This window comes from Nocardioides eburneus, from assembly GCF_040838215.1.
Lineage (GTDB): Bacteria > Actinomycetota > Actinomycetes > Propionibacteriales > Nocardioidaceae > Nocardioides > Nocardioides eburneus.
Window position 1 is genome coordinate 1 of sequence record NZ_JBFPJR010000007.1, and the last position, 18,378, is coordinate 18,378.

Genomic DNA, 18,378 nt, shown 5'->3' on the forward strand with positions numbered 1-18,378 from the left:
GACGCGTCAGTCAGACGGCCGACGACCGTGGCGCGTGGCCCGCGCGATCAGGGCACTCCTCAGTCGGTGAGGACCGAGGCGGCGTCGTCGGTCGGACAGCCGCACTCGAGCGCCAGTTCCTGGAAGGGGGCCGCGAGCGAGGTGCCGCGCATGATCCCGGAGCCGGGCGTGGCGGCGCCGTACCGCTCCCCCAACGCGTCCACCGCGAGGATCACGGCCGCGGCGGTGAAGGTGGAGTGTTCCTCGGGCCAGAACGCGTTGGGGTTGTCGTTCGGATAGGTCGGGTCCTCGTAGACCCACCCCGTCCAATAGCCACCGTCCTCGGCGCGGAGGTGTTGCATCGTCCGGAGCAGCTCGAACCCGCCGCGGTGGTCGCCGAGGTTGTCGAGGGCGAGCGCCAGCTCGCAGGTCTCGGCGCCGGTGACCCATGGGTTCGTGTCGACGCACCGAGCACCGAGGCCGGGGACGACGAAATGGGACCACTGCGACTCGATCAGCTTCCGGCCGGCGGCGCCCGTGACGGCGCCGCCGAGGACGGGGTAGTACCAGTCCATGGAGTACGACGACTTGTCGGCGAACTCGTCACGGTGCTCGCGCAGCGCGTGACCGAGCCGGCCACCGGCGAGCTCCCACTCCGGCTGCGGGTCGTCGACCAGCTCCGCGAGCGCGACGCCGGCCCGCAGCGACTGGTAGATCGACGACGAGCCGGTGAGCAGGCAGAAGGAGTCACGCCGCGTCCAGGCGATGCCGCCGAAGGCCTGCTGCAGACCGACGACGAAGTCGAGGCCCGCGCGGACCGACGGCCACAGCCGCTCCACGAAGGCGCGGTCGCGCCGCATCAGCCAGTGGTGCCAGAGCCCGACGGCGAGGTAGGCCGACATGTTGGTCTCCCCCAGCGGGTCCACGATCTCACCGGCCACGATCCTCATCGGCGCCGAGCCGTCGACGTTCTGCACCGTGGGCACCCAGAGATACGCGGCCTCCGCCTCCTCGACGAACCCGCCGACGAGCAGCCCCATCGCCGCCTCGACATGGTTCCAGACGTCGGCGTGCTGGCCCGCCACCCACGGGATCGCCCCGCAGGGCTCCTGCTGGCGCGCGATGGACCGCGCCGTGGCGCGGACGTCGTCGGCGGAGAGCACACCGTCGACGAAGGGCAGTGGCACCGGCATCGTCACCGGGCGCCTGGCCGTCAAGCCGCCGCCTGCGGCTTGCGGAAGTAGAGCACCAGCGACTTGCCGATGACCGGGTCGAGCACCTTCCCGGCGAGCTTGAGCACCTTCGGCTGCTTCACGATCTCCCAGACCAGCAGCTTGTGGTAGGCCTTCGCGAGCGGGTGCTGGTCGTTGTCGACGCCGACGGCGCACTTGATCCACCAGTACGGCGAGTGCAGGCCGTGGGCATGGTCGTGGCCCTCGAACTCCAGGCCGCGCTTGGTGACCTTGTCGACCAGCTCCTCCTCGGTGTAGATCCGGATGTGGCCACCCTCGACGTTGTGGTAGTCGGCCGAGAGCTTCCAGTTGATGATCTCGGGGAACCAGCGCGGCACGGAGACCGCGAGGGTGCCGCCCGGACGCAGGACGCGGACCAGCTCCTCGATCGCCTGGATGTCGGCCGGGATGTGCTCGAGGACCTCGGCGGCGACGATGCGGTCGAACTCGCCGTCCGCGAACGGCAGCGCGAGCGCGTCGCCCTCCTTGGTCTCCGCGTTCGCGCCCTCGGGGACCTCGCCGGCCTCCTTCATCGCCCAGAACCACTCGTTGACGCGTCCCAGCTCGTCGGCGTCGCGGTCGAAGGCAACGACGTCGGCACCGCGGCGATACATCTCGAACGCGTGGCGTCCGCCGCCGGCGCCCATGTCGAGGACGCGCTCGCCGGGCTTGAGCCCGAGCCGGTCGAAGTCAACGGTGAGCATTCTTCTCCTTGGTGTTATCGGCCGCGAAGTCGGCGAGGACGTCGACGTACGCCGCGACGACCTGCTCGGCCACGGCGTGCCAGCTGAACAGCTCCTCGACCCGAGCGCGGCCGGCCGCGCCGTACCGCTGCCGACGCTCGGGGTCGTCGAGCAGCGCCTCGAGGGCCTGCTCGAGCTCGCCGACGTCGCCGGGCGTGACGAGGTCAGCACAGAGACCGTCGGGGCCGACGACCTCGGGGATGGCGCCGGCACGCGAGACCACAAGCGGGGTGGCGCAGGCCATCAGCTCGGCGGTGGGCAGCGAGAACCCCTCGTAGAGCGAGGGCACGCAGGCGACCTCGGCGGACCCCATCAGCGCCACCAGTTCGTCGTCGCTGAGGCCGTGGACGAAGCGCACGTGGCCGGCGATTCCGAGTTGGTCGATGAGCTGCTCGGTGATCCCGCCGGGCTTCGGCCGCGAGACCAGGACCAGCTCGACGTCACGCTCGGTCCGGAGCTTGGCGAAGGCCTCGAGGAGGGTGCCGATCCCCTTGAGGGGTGCGTCGGCGCTCGCCATGGCGAGGATCCGGCCCGGCACGCGCGGCTCGGTCGGTGGGACGAAGCCGGGTGCGACGCCCAGCAGGATCGGTGTGACCCGCGCCGGGTCGACGCCGAACTCGGTGACGATGTCGCGCTTCGAGGTCTCCGAGGGCGTGAGGATGCGGCGCAGGCGGCGGGCGACCTTCGCCTGCATGCCGACGAACGAATACCACCGGCGCACGCCGAAACGCCGCTTCCAGCCCTCGGCGCTGGCGAGCTCGATCCGGCGGTCGAACGAGATCGGGTGGTGGATCGTCGTGATGAGCGGGAGTCCGAGCTCCTCAATGCGCAGGAGCGGGGTGCCGAGGGTCTGGTTGTCGTGCACGAGGTCGAACTCGTCGCGGCGCGCGGCGAGCAGCTTCACCACCCGGCGGGAGAAGGTCAGCGGCTCGGGGAAGGCGCCGGTGCGCATGCGCAGCCACTCCTCGACGTCGGTGAGGTCGCGGAGCTCGGAGAGCCGCGGGTTGTGGAACGGGTCGGGCTCGGCGTAGAGGTCCAGGCTGGGGACCTTGGTGAGGCCGACGCCCTCGTCGAGGTCGGGATAGGGCTGGCCCGAGAAGACCTCGACGGTGTGTCCCAGCCGGACCAGCTCGCGGCTGAGATGGCGGACGTAGACGCCCTGGCCACCCACATGGGGCTTGCTGCGGTACGACAGCAGCGCGATCCGCATCCGCCTCGGTCCTCTCCCTGCGTTTCTAGAACGTGTTCTGCACTAGCAGGTAGCTAGCGCGAGGGTCACCCTACAGCGGTTCGAGTCAGCTGCCCTCGCTCGAATGACCGGGGAAGACGTGAGCGCCGGGGTGGACGACCGGCACGAGGTTGTTGACCGCAGTCGCCGCCTCGCCGAAGCCGACCGCGATGAGCCGCACTTTACCGGGATGCTCGGTCACGTCCCCGGCGGCGAAGACCCGCGGCAGGGTCGTGGCCATCGTCTCGTCCACGACGATGTGCCGCTTCTCGGTGGCGATGCCCCACTGCTGGATCGGACCCAGGTCGGCGACGAAGCCCAGGGCGGCCACGAGCTGCTGCGCCTTCACCGTCTCGGTGGCGCCGTCGTGGGCGATGTCCACCTCCTCGAGCCACGGGTCGCCGCGCAGCTCGACGACCTCGGCGTCGGTGATGATGCGGGCACCGCCCTGCCGGAGCCGCTGCACGCTGTTCTCGTGGGCGCGGAACTGTGCCCGACGGTGGACGAGCGTGACCGAGCGGGCCAGGGGCTCGAGGTGGATCGCCCAGTCCAGCGCCGAGTCGCCGCCACCGACCACGACGACGTCCTTGCCGGCGTACGGCGCGAACGACGGGACGAAGAAGTCCAGTCCTCTCCCCTGCCAGCCGTCACCGGCCGGCAGCGGCCGGGGGCTGAAGGTGCCGATCCCGGCGGTGACCAGGAGGGCGCGGGCGTGGACGCACGTGCCGTCGGCCAGCCTCAGGTCGAGTCCGTCGTCGCGAGCGTGCAGGTCACACGCCGTACGCCCCAACAGGTAGGTCGGCTCCGCGGTGGCCGCCTGGGCGACGAGTCCGTCGACGAGATCACGGCCCTTGATGCTCGGGAACCCGGCGACGTCCAGGATCTGCTTCTCGGGATACATCGCGGTGATCTGGCCGCCGAGCTCCGGCAGCGAGTCGACCACGGCGACCGAGAGGCCGCGGAATCCGGCGTAGTAGGTCGCGAACAGGCCCGTCGGACCGGCGCCCACGACCGCCAGGTCGACGCTGATCTCCTCGACCGGGTCCTGCTCGCCCGCAGCGGTGACGGTGCTCACGCCCCGATCCTGCCGTGCCACGCCGACCCGTCTCAAGGGCCGGCGTTCCGGCGGGCCGCCGTTAGGGTGACCCCGTGCTGCCGACATGGGGGTCGTCCGTCCGTGCTGATCATCGGCGTATCGCCGCGGTGAGGGGTCGGGCCCGATGATCAGCCGCCGCGCGCCCGCGCTGTGGGCCGTCCGGACCCACCCCAACGCCGTCCTCCTCGTGGCGCAGCTGGCGGTCGTCGTGGGCTATCCCTTCCTCGGGAACTCGACCGCCGGGCGCGCGATCGTCGGCGTGCTGCAGCTCGTCGCGGTGTTCTCCGCCGTCGGCGTCGTACGCCGCAGCCCCGCCGTCACCTGGCTGGCCTTCCTCCTCGGGCCGCCCGCGATGACCTTCGCGGTCTGGGAGTCGGTCGACCCGTCGAGGCACTGGGTCATCCTGATCTCCGCGGCGCTGCACGTGCCGTTCTACCTATTCGTGTCCTACGGGCTCATCCGCTACCTGTTCCACGACCAGGTCGTGACGCGCGACGAGCTCTTCGCCACGGCTGCCGCCTTCACCGTGGTCGCGTGGGCCTTCGCCTATGCGTACGCCGCGGTCCAGGTGCTGTGGCCGGGCTCGTTCGGCGATGCGCGGCCGTGGTACGACCTGCTCTTCCTCTCGTTCACGACACTGACCAACACCGGGCTCGGCGACTTCGGGCCGGTGCTGTCCCATGCTCGCTCGGTGGTCGTCCTCGAGCAGGTGGCGGGGGTCTTCTACGTCGCCCTCGTCGTCTCCCGCCTCGTCGGGCTCGCGATCAACCGAGCCCGCTCCTGAAGCAGTCGCCCGGAGGGCTCGGACGTCCTCGGCGGCTCAGGCGTCCCAGGCCGCCGGGCGGAGGCTCTTGGGCATCCGCGAAACGACCAGCCGGTAGGACTCGTCGACGGCCTCGAGCAACTCGTCCTCGGTGATGGCGCCGTCGAGGCGCAGGGTGTTCCAGCCCGAGCGGCCGATGTAGGCCATGGGCGAGGCATCGGCCGGATGCCGGTGCAGCCACTCGTCCGCGACGTCGCGGTTCGCGCCGCACTTGACGCCGAGCGTCGTCGTCCCGAGGAACGCGAAGATCTTGCCTCGCTCGGCGGGACCGACCTTGGCGACCCGGTCGTCGCCCCAGGGCTGGTCGGCCCAGGCGCCGGGCTTGGCGAGTGCGTACGCCGCCAGCGACCCCGCCAGCCGCTCCGGGTCCATGCCGCGAGTCATGGCTACGCCGCCATCGGACGGTCGACCATGGTCGAGCCCTGCTCGACGCGATCGCGTCCGGTGCCGCGTCGGACCCGACGGCGGTAACGCCAGATCTGGAGCGCGCCCACGCCCCATGCGACGTACTGCACGCTCATCGCCCAGCGGAAGGCCGACGGGGTGTAGTCGGTGGCGCCGCCCGGCGTACGCCAGTCGAGCACCCAGCCGACGACGAGGACGACGAGGAGCGCCGCGACGAAGCCGCCCTGGTTGATGATCCCGGAGGCGCTGGCGAGCCGGGTCGCGGGGTTGCTCGTCCGGCCGACGTCGAAGCCGATCATCGACGCCGGCCCGCCGAAGCCGGTGACCAGCGCGAGGAGAGCGAGCAGCCAGACCGGCGCCTGTCCGGGCCAGGCGAGGACGACGGTCCACATGGCCACGATCGCCGCGACGATCGACAGCGCGGTCGTCGAGCGGTGCCACGGATGGCGGCCCGCGGCCCAGCCCATGATCGGGCCTCCGGTGATGTTGGCGACGACGATGAGGGTCAGCAGCGAGCCCGCCGTCGTCGGGCTGAGCCCCTCGCCCTTGACGAAGAACGGGTAGCCCCAGAGCAGGGCGAGCATGGTGGCGCTGAACGGCGTCGTGAAGTGGACCCAGAAGCCGAGTCGGGTGCCGGGCTGGAACCACGAGGCGCGCAGGCTGGCCGCCAGCGCGCGGCGCGACAACGCCGTGCCGCGCACGTGCTTGCGCTCAGGATGGTCGTGGAGCAGGAACCGCAGCACGACCAGCAGCACCGGCCCGATCGCCGCGGCGGTGAGGTACGCCGTCGTCCAGCCCAGGTGACCCAGCGCCCACGTCATGGGTACGGCGGCGCCGACCGCGCCGAGCTGCCCGATGTTGCCGGTGAGCTGGCTGACCAGTGGCACCCGGCGCCCCGGGAACCAGCTGCTCACCAGCCGTAGCACGCAGATGAACGTCATGGCGTCCCCCATGCCCACGAAGACCCGGGCGACCAGGGCGGCCGGATAGGAGGACGCGAGCGCGAAGCCAGCCTGAGCGAGGCTCAGCACGATGGTCCCGCCGGTGAGCACAGTGCGCGACCCGAGCCGGTCGACCAGCAGGCCGACGGGGATCTGCATCCCGGCATAGACGAGCAGCTGCAGCATCGCGAACGTCGCGAGCTGGCTCGCGGAGATGTCGAACCGGTCGCTCGCCGCGAGCCCCGCGACCGCGAGGCTGCTGCGGTGGAAGACCGCCAGCACGTAGACCGAGAGCCCGACCCCCCAGACCAGCCAGGCGCGACGTGTCGGGGCGGGGTCAGGCTCTGTCACGAGGGGATTTTATGCCCACGCGGAGCGATCGCTCACTTCGTCGACAGGAGTTGGTCGGGCCACGTCCGCAGACGGTCGCCAGCCGCGTGGTCGGTCGGTCCTCGCCGCTCGCTTCGTCGCCGGCGGGCTCGCTTCGCTTCGCTCGCAGCTCCTCGTTCGTCGGGAATGCACTCGCGCTCGTTCCTCGCGCGGCGCATTCCCTCCTCACTTCGTCGCTTCCATCATCTGGCGGAGCTCCTTCTTGAGGTCGGAGATCTCGTCGCGCAGCCGCGCGGCGACCTCGAACTGCAGCTCGGCGGCGGCGCCCTTCATCTGCTCGGTGAGATCCTGGATGAGCTGCGCGAGATCGGCGCTCGGGAGGCCCACCAGGCCGTGCTCGCGGGCGTCCTTCGCCGCATCGCCCAGGACCGGCGTCGGCGACTTCTTCCCGGCCTTGCCCGCACGGCTCTTCGCCTCCGTCCCGGCCCAGGTCTCGAGGAGCGCCTGCGTGCTCTCGTCCTCCCGGGCGAGCATCTCAGTGATGTCGGCGATCTTCTTGCGGAGCGGCTGCGGATCGATGCCGTGCTCTTCGTTGTAGGCGATCTGGATCGCCCGGCGACGATTGGTCTCGTCGATGGCCGACTCCATCGAGGGGGTGATCTTGTCGGCGTACATGTGGACCTGGCCCGACACGTTGCGGGCCGCGCGGCCGATCGTCTGGATCAGCGACTTGTCGGAGCGCAGGAAGCCCTCCTTGTCGGCGTCGAGGATCGCCACCAACGACACCTCGGGCAGGTCGAGGCCCTCGCGCAGCAGGTTGATGCCGACGAGCACGTCGTACTCCCCCAGGCGCAGATCGCGCAGCAGCTCGACCCGCTTGAGGGTGTCGACCTCGGAGTGGAGGTAGCGCGTGCGGATGCCGGCGTCGAGGAGGTAGTCGGTGAGGTCCTCCGACATCTTCTTGGTCAGGGTCGTCACGAGGACGCGCTCGCTCTTGTCGACGCGGAGCCGGATCTCGTGGATGAGGTCGTCGATCTGTCCCTTGGTCGGCTTGATGACGACCTCCGGGTCGACCAGTCCGGTCGGGCGGATGATCTGCTGGACCACATCAGGGGGGCCGCCGCCGTCGCTGACTTTGTCCAACTCGTAGTCGCCGGGCGTCGCCGATAGGTAGATCGTCTGGCCGATCCGCTCGAGGAACTCCTCCCAGCGCAGCGGCCGGTTGTCCATCGCGCTGGGCAGCCGGAACCCGTGGTCGACCAGGTTGCGCTTGCGGGACATGTCGCCTTCATACATCCCGCCGATCTGCGGGACGGCGACGTGGGACTCGTCGATGACGAGGACGAAGTCCTCGGGGAAGTAGTCGAGCAAGCAGTTGGGCGCGGACCCGCGGGTGCGGCCGTCGATATGCATCGAGTAGTTCTCGATCCCGGAGCAGCTCCCGACCTGGCGCATCATCTCGATGTCGTACGTCGTCCGCATCCGCAGCCGCTGGGCCTCCAGCAGCTTGCCCTGCTTCTCGAACGTCGCGAGCTGCTCCTCGAGCTCGGCCTCGATGCCGGCGATCGCGCGCTCCATGCGTTCGGGGCCCGCGACATAGTGGGTCGCCGGGAAGACGTAGAGCTCCTCGTCCTCGGTCAGCACCTCGCCTGTGACGGCGTGCAGCGTCATCAGGCGCTCGATCTCGTCCCCGAAGAACTCCACCCGGACGGCGTGCTCCTCATAGACCGGGAAGATCTCGAGCGTGTCGCCGCGGACCCGGAACGTCCCCCGGGTGAACGACATGTCGTTGCGGGCGTACTGGATCTCCACCAAGCGCCGGAGCACGGAGTCACGGTCGTGCTCCTCGCCCACCCGCAGGCGAAGCATGCGGTCGACGTACTCCTGCGGGGTGCCGAGACCGTAGATGCACGAGACGGTGGCGACCACGATGACGTCACGCCGGGTCAGCAGGCTGTTGGTCGCGCTGTGGCGCAGCCGCTCGACCTCCTCGTTGATCGAGGAGTCCTTCTCGATGTAGGTGTCGGTCTGAGGGACGTAGGCCTCGGGCTGGTAGTAGTCGTAGTAGGAGACGAAATATTCCACCGCATTGTCGGGGAAGAGCTGGCGTAGCTCGTTGGCGAACTGGGCAGCGAGCGTCTTGTTGGGTTGCAGGACGAGGACCGGCCGCTGCAGCTTCTCCGCCACCCAGGCGACGGTCGCTGTCTTGCCGGTGCCGGTCGCGCCGAGGAGCACGACGTCCTCCGCACCCGCCTCGATCCGCTTGGAGATCTCCGCGATCGCCGCCGGCTGGTCTCCCGAGGGCTCGTAGTCGGAGACGACCTGGAAGGGCGCCACCCGGCGCTCGAGATCGGTGACAGGACGCATGCGTCGAGCCTACGTCGGACCACCGACAGTCCGGCTCGGACGGTGGGGTGACCGGCGGCTACCGGGCGCCGGCGTGGCGGGAGCTGTGCCAGTGCAAGCGGTGCCCGGCGAGCGGCCGCCTGCGGGCACGCACAGGCGCTGCCTCTCCGCTGCTTCGGACCTCTCCGTCCCCGCCCGCCGCTGCGGCTCCACCACCGGCGGGCGCGGTCTTCGCGCGTTCCGCGGGAGCAACCCGGTCTGCCGCTCGCGACGCCTCGCGTACGCCGACCACGGCGAACCGGCCGAGCGCGAACGCGGCGAGGAACAGGATCGCGGCGCCGAGCCCGCCGAAGAAGCCGACGTACTCGACGGTCTGCCGCGTCGTGCCGCCGTACGCGGCGCCGACCGTGGGACTCCCCCAGATGGCCGAGAGCGGCACCCCGAGGATGAACCAGGCGCCGCTCACCGCGGCCAGCCAACCGCCGAACATGGCGGTCACCCGGTTGGCGCTGCCGAGTGTCAACAGGCCACCGAGGATGGCGCCGACTCCGGGCAGGATCTCGAGGATGAGCCGACCGTTGGTGTAGTCCCACGTGGTGTTCGGTGCGTACGCGTAGTCGACGTACGGACCGATGAACGGAATGAGGGCGCCCCACACGCCGAGCAGTACGAGCAGGATGCCGCTGATAGCTCCGCGACTGCGCGGAACTCGCATCGTCCCGGGCATGCCGATCACCTTCTGAGAGAGTGCTGAACGGACATTTCGATCATCGCGCGGTGACGCTGCGGACTCAACCACGAGATCTCCCTCGCAATCGACGTGCGGCACCCCGCTACCGTGAGCGGCGGCTGCCGCTCGGCGGACATCCCGGTGGCCCGGCATGACAAGGAGGTCCTCCGCCGCTGCTGCGGTTGACTACGCTGTCCCGCGGTAGGGCGAGGTTGAGGAGGGTCAGCGTGAAGACGGTCCCATCCAACGCGAGCGGGACGGCGGGTGTTCGGCCCGGTTCGGCCGCTCAGCACGATCGGCGTCGGCGCATCCTCGATGCCACGATCGCGCTCGCCACCGAGGGCGGGTTCGAGGCCGTCCAGATGCGGACGGTCGCCGACACCGCCGACGTCGCGCTCGGCACCCTCTACCGCTACTTCCCGTCGAAGGTCCACCTCCTGGTGTCGGCGCTGGGCCGCGAGCTCGAGGGAGCCGACCGCCGGACCGCGCTCCAGGCGCTCGCCGGGGCCACCGCGCACGAGCGCGTCGTGCACGTCCTCGGCCGCACGACCCGACTGCTGCAGACGCAGCCGCGGCTGACCGAGGCACTGGTGCGCGCCTTCATGTTCGCGGACGCGTCGGTCGGTGCGGAGATCGACGAGGTCAGCACGCGTCTGACCTCGATGATCTCGCGCGCGATCTCAGGCTCCCCCGACCACGGTGAGGTCATCGAGGAGCAGACGGTCATCGTGCGCGTCATCGCCGACCTGTGGCTCTCGGCGCTGGTGGGCTGGGTCGCCGGCCGGACGGCGGCGAAGGACGTGGAGAAGTCGATCGACGTCGCCGTAGGTCTGCTCTTGCCATGAGCCGCACGCGATCACGAAGTTCACAGCACGGAACGGGGTGGGCCGAAGTGCCGTTCACCTTGCCGCCTGGCCCTAGATTAGTGCCGTGATGTCGGTGGGGACCTCGGTGCCGGAGCGCATCATGAAGCTCGTCCGTCGACTCCTCGCGGTCTTCTTCGGGCTGCCGGTCCTGATCGCGGTCGGCATGAGCCTCGTCGACGCCTATCGTCGCCGTGGCAAGAAGGCGAAGCCGTTCCCCGTCACGCCGCCCGGCACGGTGCCGGTCGGCGGCGGGTCGCTGACGACGTACACCTTCGGCGACGACCTGTTCGAGGACATGCTGAAGGCCATCGAGGGCGCCCGGAAGCAGATCTTCTTCGAGACCTACATCTGGAAGGGCGACGACGTCGGGCAGCGGTTCAAGACGGCGCTCACCGACGCGGTCGCCCGCGGCGTCGAGGTCTACTGCATCTACGACACCTTCGCGAACCTCGTCGTGCCGCCCCGGTTCAAACGGTTCCCGGCGGGGATGAAGGTGCTGCGCTACCCGGTCTATCCGGCCGGCTGGCGCTTCTTCGACCTGTCTCGCTATGGCCGCGACCACCGCAAGATCCTGGTGGTCGACGACGAGGTCGGGTTCGTCGGTGGCTACAACGTCGGCAGTGCGTACGCCGACGAGTGGCGCGACACCCACGTCCGCATCACGGGGCCGGCCGTGTGGGACCTGCGGCGCGCGTTCGCCGACTTCTGGAACCTCAACCGACGGCGCCGGCTCGGCGCGTCGCACCGGCCGCTCCTCATCGAGACGACGCCGGTGTGGGAGCCGAAGGTGCGCTTCCACCGCAACGTGCCGCGGCTGTGGATGTTCCCCATCCGCTCGATGTACCTCGAGGCCATCAACCGTGCGGCCAAGAACATCTGGCTGACCCAGGCCTACTTCCTGCCCGACCAGGACTTCGTGGACGCGCTCAAGGACGCGGCGCGCCGAGGCGTCGACGTACGCCTGCTGCTGCCGCTCAAGTCCAACCACGTCGTCGCGGACTGGATCTCGCGCGGCTACTTCTCCCAGATGCTCGACGCCGGCGTGCGGATCCTGCGGTTCCGTGACGCCATGGTCCACGCCAAGACGGCCACTGTCGACGGCACCTGGTCGACCGTCGGCACGGCCAACATCGACCGGCTCAGCCTCTCCGGCAACTACGAGATCAACCTCGAGGTGATCGACGAGGCGGTGGCTGCGCAGATGGAGGCGATCTTCGAGCGGGACCAGTCCAACTGCCTCGAGCTCACCCGCGCCGAGTGGGAGGCGCGCGACGTGCACCGCAAGTTCACCGAGCTCGTTCTGACGCCGCTGCGACCGTTGCTGTGACCGGCGCTGGGCCGGCGGTCCGCACGGCCGCGGCTAGGCCGGCAGGTGGGTGCGCGGCGCCATCCGCGGACCGTGCCGCGGCCGGTGACCCGCGACGGCGTAGACGAGTGCGACGACGCGTCGGCGGTGGCCGTGGTAGGGCGCGAGGTAGGCGCGCAGCCGGTCGTCGTCCCACGGCCTGCCGGTGAGGCCATGGCCGACGTCCTTCGCGACGTGCCAGTCGCCGAACGAGACCGCGTCGGGGTCGCCGTGCGCCCGCTGCCGCACCTCGGCGGCGGTCCACTCACCGATCCCTGGCAGGCTGGTCAGCCGCCGCTCCACCTCGTCACCGGGCAGGCCGAGCGTGCGCTCGAGACTGGGCGCGACGCGCGCCGCGGTGACGACCGCCTTCGAGCGCGCCGGGTCGACCGGCATCCGCAGCCAGTCCCAGCTCGGCACGGTGCGCAGGGTGTCAGCGGCAGGCTGAACCCAGAGCCGGTGGTCAGCCCCGGGTCCCGGCGCCCGCTCGCCGAAACGCTGCACCAGCCGGCGGAACCCGGCGAACGCCTCCTGGCCCGTCACCTTCTGCTCGATCACGGCGGGGACCAGGGCCTCCATGACCAGACCGGTGCTGCCGAACCGGGGCACGCCGCAGCGCCGGACGGCGGCGATGAGGATCGGGTCGGTCGGGGCGAAGCCGGTCGGGTCGTCGTACGCGCCGAGCAGGGCCGGCACCTGATCGAGCGCCCAGGTGGCACCGCTCCCCCACGCCTCGGCGACGATTGCCGTCCCCCGCTCGGCCAGAACGAGCGTCGCCGGGCCCTCGGGCGTGCGGATGCCACGCCAGTGCCGACCGCCGATGATCCGGTACGTCGGGTCGCCGCCGCCCCGGCGGAGGTGACCGATCATCGCGCCGATGCGCACGGGCCGCGCCGGCCGCCACACGCGGGTCGCTGCGGGTGTCACCAGCCGATCGCGTTCGGACGTGGCAGGGCTGAGGGCATCGACGGGCCGGGCATGGTGCGACGGTAGCTCAGGGCTGTCGGCGCGCAGGTGTTGACTGGGTCCATGCTGCTCGCCGACCTCGCTGCGACCTCTGCGACCGTCGCCGCCACCCGATCGCGCAAGGCCAAGGTGGCGGCGCTGGCGGCCTGCCTCGAGACCGCGGAGGACGCCGAGCTGGAGGTCGTGACGTCCTATCTCGGCGGGGCGCTGCGCCAGCGTCGTACGGGCCTCGGGTGGCGGTCCTTGACGGACCTTCCGCCGCCCGCGCAGGACGCCTCGCTGACGGTTCTCGAGGTGCACCGTGCCTTCGACGCGATCGCCTCGCTCGCGGGCCCGGGCTCCCAGGGGGCACGTGCCGCGGCCGTCCGGGAGCTCTTCGGTCGGGCCACCGCGGCCGAGCAGCAGTGGCTGCGTGGCGTCGTGACCGGCGAGGTGCGGCAGGGGGCGCTCGACTCGCTCGTCCAGGAGGCGATCGCCCTCGCCGCCGACGTGCCAGTCGTCGCCGTGCGGCGTGCCGCCATGTTCGCCGGCTCGACGGTGGCCGTCGCGCGGCTCGCGTTCGACGGCACGGACGCGCTCGGTGCGGTCGGGCTCGTCGTGGGCCGGCCGGTGCTGCCGATGCTCGCCTCGAGCGCAGGCTCCCTCGCCGAGGCACTCGCCAAGCTCGGCGGGACGGCCGTCGTCGACACCAAGCTCGACGGTGTCCGGATCCAGGTGCACCGCCGCGACGACGACGTCGTCATCGCCACCCGGACGCTCGAGGACATCACCGCCCGGCTTCCCGAGGTCGTCGACGTCGTGCGCCGCCTGCCGGCTTCCTCCGTCGTGCTCGACGGCGAGGCGATGACGGTCGGACCGGACGGCCGACCCCGGCCGTTCCAGGAGACGGCGTCGCGCACGGCGACCCGGGGCGCATCGGCGGTCCACGTCGCGCCCTACTTCTTCGATCTGCTCCATCTCGACGGCCGGGACCTCCACGACCTGCCGCTGGCCGACCGCCTGGCGGCGCTGGATGCCCTGGTGCCCGCCGCCCACCGCGTCGAGCGCCTGGTCACCGACGACGTCGCGGCGGCGGACGACTTCGCGTCCCGGGTGGTCGACGCCGGTCACGAGGGCGTGGTGGTGAAGGGCCTCGACGTGCCGTGGGAAGCGGGTCGCCGTGGCAACGGGTGGATCAAGGTCAAGCCGGTGCACACGCTCGACCTCGTCGTGCTCGCGGTCGAGTGGGGCTCGGGCCGTCGCAAGGGCTGGCTCTCCAACATCCACCTCGGTGCCCGTGATCCCGAGACGGGTGACGTCGTGATGTTGGGCAAGACCTTCAAGGGGATGAGCGACCGGATGCTCGCGTGGCAGACGGAGCGCTTCACCGAGCTGGCGACCGTGCCCGACCCCCGTGCTGACTGGGTCGTGCCTGTTCAGCCGACCCAAGTGGTGGAGATCGCCTTCGACGGGGTCCAGCGCTCGACCACCTACCCCGGCGGCGTGGCCCTGCGGTTCGCCCGGGTGGTCCGCTACCGCGACGACAAGACCGCGGCCGAGGCCGACACGATCGATGCCGTCCGTGCGCTCCTGCCCTAGCGGCGTGGCCGGCGCGATGCGCTCGGTGTTCCCGTGAGCTCCGCGCGCGCTCCCGGTCGGCGCCCACTCGCCGCCCAGCCGCCGACGCGCCATGGGGCTCCGTCCGAACAGATTTCCGTTCGGGACAGAGGTGCTGCCACAGAGGTGCTGCCGACGGCGCGCCAGAGAGCGCGGCGGTGCGCCCACCGCCGTGGACACCGACGCCGCGCAACTGGCAGTTACACGCGTCGTACACTCAAGCCATGACGGCTCCCGAGACCGACGGCCGACGCGCCACGGCCGCCGCACGCCGGCGGGCGCGCGAGGCCGAGATCATCGCGGCGACCCGCGAGCTCTTCGACGAGCGGGGCGTCCGCGACGCGCAGATCGAGGACATCGCCCGCGCCGTGGGGATCAACCGCGCGATCGTCTATCGCCACTTCACCGGCAAGGAGGAGATCTTCGCGCTGACGCTCGTCGTCTACCTCGACGAGCTGCGCGACGAGCTCGGGAGGGCGACCGGCTCGGTGTCGGCCCCGCGCGAGCAGCTCTCTGCCGCGGTCGGCGCCTTCGTCGAGTACGGCGTGGCGCACCCCGCGTTCGTCGACTGCGCCCAGGCGCTGATGCGGCGCAGGGGGCCGGAGCTCCTCGACGAGCTCTCCGAAAGCGCGCTCTTCCGGCTCGGCCGAGCGATCACGGGCTGCCTGAGCATCCTCATCGGCGTCTTCGAGGAGGGCGAGCGCGTCGGCGAGTTCCAGGTCCCGGAGCCGACCCTCCTCGCCAACACGCTCTATGCGACGGGGCTCGGCGCGTTGCAACTGGCGCGGGTCGGGATCCTGGTGACGGAGTCGGCCCCCGGCGTACCCACCATCGGCTCGGTCTCCCCCGGCCAGGTCAAGGACTACCTCGTGACCGCTGCCCTCGCCCTCGCCTCCGCCTGACGCAGGACCGAGCCTGCCGATTCGGCTTGCCTGCATGCCGAACCGAATCGGCAGGCTGAGGTCGCTCAGGGGCGCTCGATGATGGCGGTCACGCCCTGGCCGCCCGCGGCACAGATCGAGATGAGACCACGGCCCCCCGTGCCGGTCGATCCAGCCTTCTCGTCAAGAAGCTTGGCGAGCGTGTGGATGATCCGTCCGCCCGTGGCGGCGAACGGGTGACCGGCCGCGAGTGAGGAGCCGTTGACGTTGAGCTTCTCCCGCGGCACAGTGCCCAGCGGCGCGTCGAGGCCGAGCCGCTCCTTGCAGAACACCGGGTCCTCCCATGCCTTCAGCGTCGAGAGCACCTGCGAGGCGAATGCCTCGTGGATCTCGAAGAAGTCGAAGTCGTCGAAGGTCAGACCGTTGCGCGCCAGCATCCGCGGCATGGCGTACGCCGGCGCCATCAGCAGGCCCTCACCGCCGTGGACGTAGTCGACCGCGGCGACCTCGGCGTCGACGAAGTAGGCCAGGATCGGCAGGTCGTGGGCCTTGGCCCAGTCCTCGGACGCAAGCAGCACCGCGGAGGCGCCGTCGGTCAGCGGCGTGGAGTTGCCGGCGGTCATGGTCGCTGCCTCGCCCTTGCCGAAGACCGGCTTCAGCTTCGCGAGCTTCTCGACCGAGGAGTCGGGCCGCAGGTTGTTGTCGCGCTCGAGGCCGCGGAAGGGCGTGATCATGTCGTCGAAGAAGCCGCGCTCATAGGCGGCAGCCAGCTTCTGGTGGGACGACGCGGCGAGCTCGTCCTGCGCCTCCCGGGTGATCTGCCACTCGAGCGCGGTGAGCGCGGCGTGCTCCCCCATCGAGAGGCGCGTGCGCGGCTCGACGTTGGCGGGGATGTTGGGGATGAGGTCCCCGGGGCGCAGCTTCGCGAAGGCCTTCAGCCGGCCCTGCAGGTCCTTCGCACGGTTGGCCTCGAGGAGGATCTTGCGGAGCTTCTCACCGATCGCGATCGGCGCGTCCGAGGTGGTGTCCGTGCCGCCCGCGATGCCCGCCTCGATCTGACCGAGCGCGATCTTATTGGCGATGTACGTCGCCGCCTGCAGACCCGTCCCGCAGGCCTGCTGCAGGTCGACGGCCGCGGTCTCCGGCGCAAGCTTCGAGCCGAGGACCGACTCGCGGGTGAGGTTGAAGTCCCGGCTGTGCTTCAAGACGGCACCGGCGGCGACCTCCCCGATCCGCTCGCCCTCGAGGCCGTAGCGCGCGACCAGCCCGTCGATCGCAGCGGTCAGCATGTCCTGGTTGGAGGCGGTGGAGTACGCCGTGTTGGAGCGGGCGAACGGGATGCGGTTGCCGCCCACGATGGCGACGCGGCGAGTGGTGGTCATGGCTCCATCCTTGTCTCAGCGGTGCTCACAGAGAAGGGTATGTCGGGGAGGTCACGATATGTGGACACCGAGTTACAACTCTAGTTACATACCCGCGGGTAACATACGCCATGACCACCAGACCCCTGAGACGACCAGTGAGGACGACGACCAGATGAGCGACAAGTACCAGAGCTTCACCCAGTCCACGATCGGCAAGTTCCTGGTCAAGAACCTCGGCCTTCCCAGCCCCACCAAGCTCGAGCGGTACGCCGCCGGCGACCCTCTCGTGAAGGGAACCGTTCTGGTGGGCGGGCGGGGCCGTCTGGCCGAGTCGCTGGCCGGTCTGCTCGGCGAGCTCGGCATCGAGTCGACCGACACGCGGACGGACGGCGCCACCTACAAGGGCCTGGTCTTCGACGCCAGCGGTCTGACCTCCATCGACCAGCTGGTCGCGCTGCAGGAGTTCTTCACGCCGGTGCTCCGCAGCCTGGAGAGCTGCCCGCGCGTGGTCGTGATCGGGACGCCGCCGACGCTGGTCGAGGGCCGTGAGCGGGTCGCGCAGCGTGCCCTCGAGGGCTTCACCCGTAGCCTCGGCAAGGAGATCGGCCGGGGCGGCACGGTCCAGCTGGTCTATGTCGCCGAAGGATACGAGCAGTCCCTGCTCTCCACGCTCGGCTTCCTGCTCAGCCCCAAGTCGGCGTACGTCTCGGGGCAGGTCGTCCGGATCGGCACCCACCGCGAGCAGCAGGCCGAGACCGTCACCGACTGGACGGCCCCGCTCGCGGGCAAGGTCGCCCTCGTCACCGGCGCCAGCCGGGGCATCGGCGAGCAGATCGCGCGCGTCCTCCACCGCGACGGCGCCACCGTGGTCGGCCTTGACGTCCCCCAGGCCGCGGACGAGCTCCAGAAGGTCATGAAGGAGGTCGACGGCGACTGGCTCACCCTCGACATCACCGCGAAGGACGCCCCTCAGCGGATCGCGCAGCACCTCAAGGAGAAGCATGGCGGCGTCGACGTGGTCGTCCACAACGCCGGCGTCACCCTCGACAAGAAGCTGGCCAACCAGACGCCGGAGCGCTTCGGCAAGGTGTTCGAGATCAACATCGACGCGCCGGAGCTGATCACCGCCGAGCTGCTCGCGCAGCAGGTGATCAACCCGAACGGCCGCATCATCGACGTCTCCTCCATGGCGGGCATCGCCGGGAACGTCGGCCAGACCAGCTACGCCGCCTCCAAGGCGGGCGTGATCGGCCACGTCGACGCGCTCGCCGACGAGCTGGTCGACGGCATCACCATCAACGCCGTCGCGCCGGGCTTCATCATCACCCAGATGACGGCCGCGATGCCGTTCGGCCCGCGCGAGGTGGGCCAGCGGATGAATGCGATGGCCCAGGGCGGCCTGCCCGTGGACGTCGCCGAGGCGATCGCGTGGTACGCCAACCCGGCGTCCACGGCCGTCAACGGCAACGTCGTGCGGGTCTGCGGCCAGATGATGCTGGGGGCCTGA

16 protein-coding genes are annotated in these 18,378 nt (G+C 70.6%); 6 read left to right on the plus strand and 10 right to left on the minus strand.

Going from position 1 to position 18,378, the window contains the following annotated elements; translation table 11 throughout:
• Positions 1-59 precede the first annotated feature (59 nt).
• The 4 genes from AB3X52_RS05290 to AB3X52_RS05305 all read right to left on the minus strand — a co-directional run bounded on the left by AB3X52_RS05290 (position 60) and on the right by AB3X52_RS05305 (position 4,257).
• On the minus strand, positions 60-1,196 hold the full coding sequence (locus AB3X52_RS05290; protein ID WP_367992018.1) for a prenyltransferase: 1,137 nt from the start codon (positions 1,194-1,196) through the stop codon (positions 60-62).
• A complete protein-coding gene (locus AB3X52_RS05295) occupies positions 1,193-1,915 on the minus strand; it encodes a class I SAM-dependent methyltransferase (protein WP_367992020.1) in 723 nt (240 codons plus the stop codon). The genes AB3X52_RS05290 and AB3X52_RS05295 overlap by 4 nt, the downstream gene beginning before the upstream one ends.
• Positions 1,902-3,164 (minus strand): glycosyltransferase family 4 protein, encoded by a 1,263-nt coding sequence (locus tag AB3X52_RS05300; protein WP_367992022.1) that lies wholly within the window; start codon positions 3,162-3,164, stop codon positions 1,902-1,904. Before AB3X52_RS05300 ends, AB3X52_RS05295 begins: the two co-directional genes overlap by 14 nt.
• An 85-nt stretch (positions 3,165-3,249) precedes the next feature.
• Positions 3,250-4,257 carry an NAD(P)/FAD-dependent oxidoreductase gene (locus tag AB3X52_RS05305; protein ID WP_367992024.1) on the minus strand — a complete coding sequence of 336 codons (1,008 nt, stop codon included), beginning with the start codon at positions 4,255-4,257 and terminating at the stop codon, positions 3,250-3,252.
• 145 nt (positions 4,258-4,402) lie between these two features.
• Here AB3X52_RS05305 and AB3X52_RS05310 point away from each other — a divergent pair, with 145 nt between their 5' ends.
• Positions 4,403-5,062, plus strand: coding sequence for an ion channel (locus tag AB3X52_RS05310; protein ID WP_367992026.1), 660 nt, complete (start codon positions 4,403-4,405; stop codon positions 5,060-5,062).
• A gap of 36 nt (positions 5,063-5,098) precedes the next feature.
• Here the strand turns inward: AB3X52_RS05310 and AB3X52_RS05315 are convergent, their stop codons facing one another.
• The 4 genes from AB3X52_RS05315 to AB3X52_RS05330 all read right to left on the minus strand — a co-directional run bounded on the left by AB3X52_RS05315 (position 5,099) and on the right by AB3X52_RS05330 (position 9,850).
• Positions 5,099-5,485 (minus strand): MmcQ/YjbR family DNA-binding protein, encoded by a 387-nt coding sequence (locus AB3X52_RS05315; RefSeq protein ID WP_367992028.1) that lies wholly within the window; start codon positions 5,483-5,485, stop codon positions 5,099-5,101.
• A gap of 2 nt (positions 5,486-5,487) precedes the next feature.
• Positions 5,488-6,798 (minus strand): MFS transporter, encoded by a 1,311-nt coding sequence (locus AB3X52_RS05320; protein WP_367992030.1) that lies wholly within the window; start codon positions 6,796-6,798, stop codon positions 5,488-5,490.
• A gap of 204 nt (positions 6,799-7,002) precedes the next feature.
• Positions 7,003-9,144: an excinuclease ABC subunit UvrB gene (uvrB, locus tag AB3X52_RS05325; RefSeq protein WP_367992032.1), complete on the minus strand. Its 2,142-nt coding sequence runs from the start codon at positions 9,142-9,144 to the stop codon at positions 7,003-7,005.
• A gap of 58 nt (positions 9,145-9,202) precedes the next feature.
• The gene (locus tag AB3X52_RS05330) at positions 9,203-9,850 is read right to left on the minus strand and encodes a hypothetical protein (protein ID WP_367992034.1); all 648 of its coding nucleotides are present in this window, start codon (positions 9,848-9,850) and stop codon (positions 9,203-9,205) included.
• Positions 9,851-10,080: 230 nt separating this feature from the next.
• Between AB3X52_RS05330 and AB3X52_RS05335 the strand changes: the two genes are divergently transcribed.
• The gene (locus AB3X52_RS05335; RefSeq protein ID WP_367992036.1) at positions 10,081-10,698 is read left to right on the plus strand and encodes a TetR family transcriptional regulator; all 618 of its coding nucleotides are present in this window, start codon (positions 10,081-10,083) and stop codon (positions 10,696-10,698) included.
• 121 nt (positions 10,699-10,819) lie between these two features.
• Positions 10,820-12,046 (plus strand): phospholipase D-like domain-containing protein, encoded by a 1,227-nt coding sequence (locus AB3X52_RS05340; RefSeq protein ID WP_437440535.1) that lies wholly within the window; start codon positions 10,820-10,822, stop codon positions 12,044-12,046.
• 33 nt (positions 12,047-12,079) lie between these two features.
• On the opposite strand, the gene AB3X52_RS05345 is transcribed toward AB3X52_RS05340, so the two are convergent.
• Positions 12,080-12,991, minus strand: a complete 912-nt coding sequence (locus AB3X52_RS05345; RefSeq protein WP_367992038.1) for a DNA-3-methyladenine glycosylase family protein — start codon at positions 12,989-12,991, stop codon at positions 12,080-12,082.
• Positions 12,992-13,093: 102 nt separating this feature from the next.
• On the opposite strand from AB3X52_RS05345, the gene AB3X52_RS05350 reads away from it, so the two are divergent.
• Both AB3X52_RS05350 and AB3X52_RS05355 read left to right on the plus strand, forming a co-directional pair.
• Positions 13,094-14,608: an ATP-dependent DNA ligase gene (locus AB3X52_RS05350; protein WP_367992040.1), complete on the plus strand. Its 1,515-nt coding sequence runs from the start codon at positions 13,094-13,096 to the stop codon at positions 14,606-14,608.
• Positions 14,609-14,850: 242 nt separating this feature from the next.
• Complete coding sequence (locus tag AB3X52_RS05355) at positions 14,851-15,528, plus strand: TetR/AcrR family transcriptional regulator (protein WP_367992042.1); 678 nt, start codon at positions 14,851-14,853, stop codon at positions 15,526-15,528.
• A 65-nt stretch (positions 15,529-15,593) separates the two neighbouring features.
• Here the strand turns inward: AB3X52_RS05355 and AB3X52_RS05360 are convergent, their stop codons facing one another.
• Entirely contained in the window at positions 15,594-16,889 is a 1,296-nt protein-coding gene (locus AB3X52_RS05360) for an acetyl-CoA C-acetyltransferase (RefSeq protein ID WP_367992044.1), read from the minus strand.
• A 154-nt stretch (positions 16,890-17,043) separates the two neighbouring features.
• On the opposite strand from AB3X52_RS05360, the gene AB3X52_RS05365 reads away from it, so the two are divergent.
• Positions 17,044-18,378, plus strand: a complete 1,335-nt coding sequence (locus tag AB3X52_RS05365) for a 3-oxoacyl-ACP reductase (protein ID WP_367992045.1) — start codon at positions 17,044-17,046, stop codon at positions 18,376-18,378.

Coding starts and splice junctions, on each gene's coding strand:
- AB3X52_RS05355 (WP_367992042.1), top strand. CDS start 14,851: ATGACGGCTCCCGAGACCGACGGCCGACGCGCCACGGCCGCCGCACGC.
- AB3X52_RS05340 (WP_437440535.1), top strand. CDS start 10,820: ATGAAGCTCGTCCGTCGACTCCTCGCGGTCTTCTTCGGGCTGCCGGTC.
- AB3X52_RS05330 (WP_367992034.1), bottom strand. CDS start 9,850: ATGCCCGGGACGATGCGAGTTCCGCGCAGTCGCGGAGCTATCAGCGGC.
- AB3X52_RS05350 (WP_367992040.1), top strand. CDS start 13,094: ATGCTGCTCGCCGACCTCGCTGCGACCTCTGCGACCGTCGCCGCCACC.
- AB3X52_RS05315 (WP_367992028.1), bottom strand. CDS start 5,485: ATGACTCGCGGCATGGACCCGGAGCGGCTGGCGGGGTCGCTGGCGGCG.
- AB3X52_RS05360 (WP_367992044.1), bottom strand. CDS start 16,889: ATGACCACCACTCGCCGCGTCGCCATCGTGGGCGGCAACCGCATCCCG.
- AB3X52_RS05295 (WP_367992020.1), bottom strand. CDS start 1,915: ATGCTCACCGTTGACTTCGACCGGCTCGGGCTCAAGCCCGGCGAGCGC.
- AB3X52_RS05310 (WP_367992026.1), top strand. CDS start 4,403: ATGATCAGCCGCCGCGCGCCCGCGCTGTGGGCCGTCCGGACCCACCCC.
- AB3X52_RS05365 (WP_367992045.1), top strand. CDS start 17,044: ATGAGCGACAAGTACCAGAGCTTCACCCAGTCCACGATCGGCAAGTTC.
- uvrB (WP_367992032.1), bottom strand. CDS start 9,144: ATGCGTCCTGTCACCGATCTCGAGCGCCGGGTGGCGCCCTTCCAGGTC.
- AB3X52_RS05300 (WP_367992022.1), bottom strand. CDS start 3,164: ATGCGGATCGCGCTGCTGTCGTACCGCAGCAAGCCCCATGTGGGTGGC.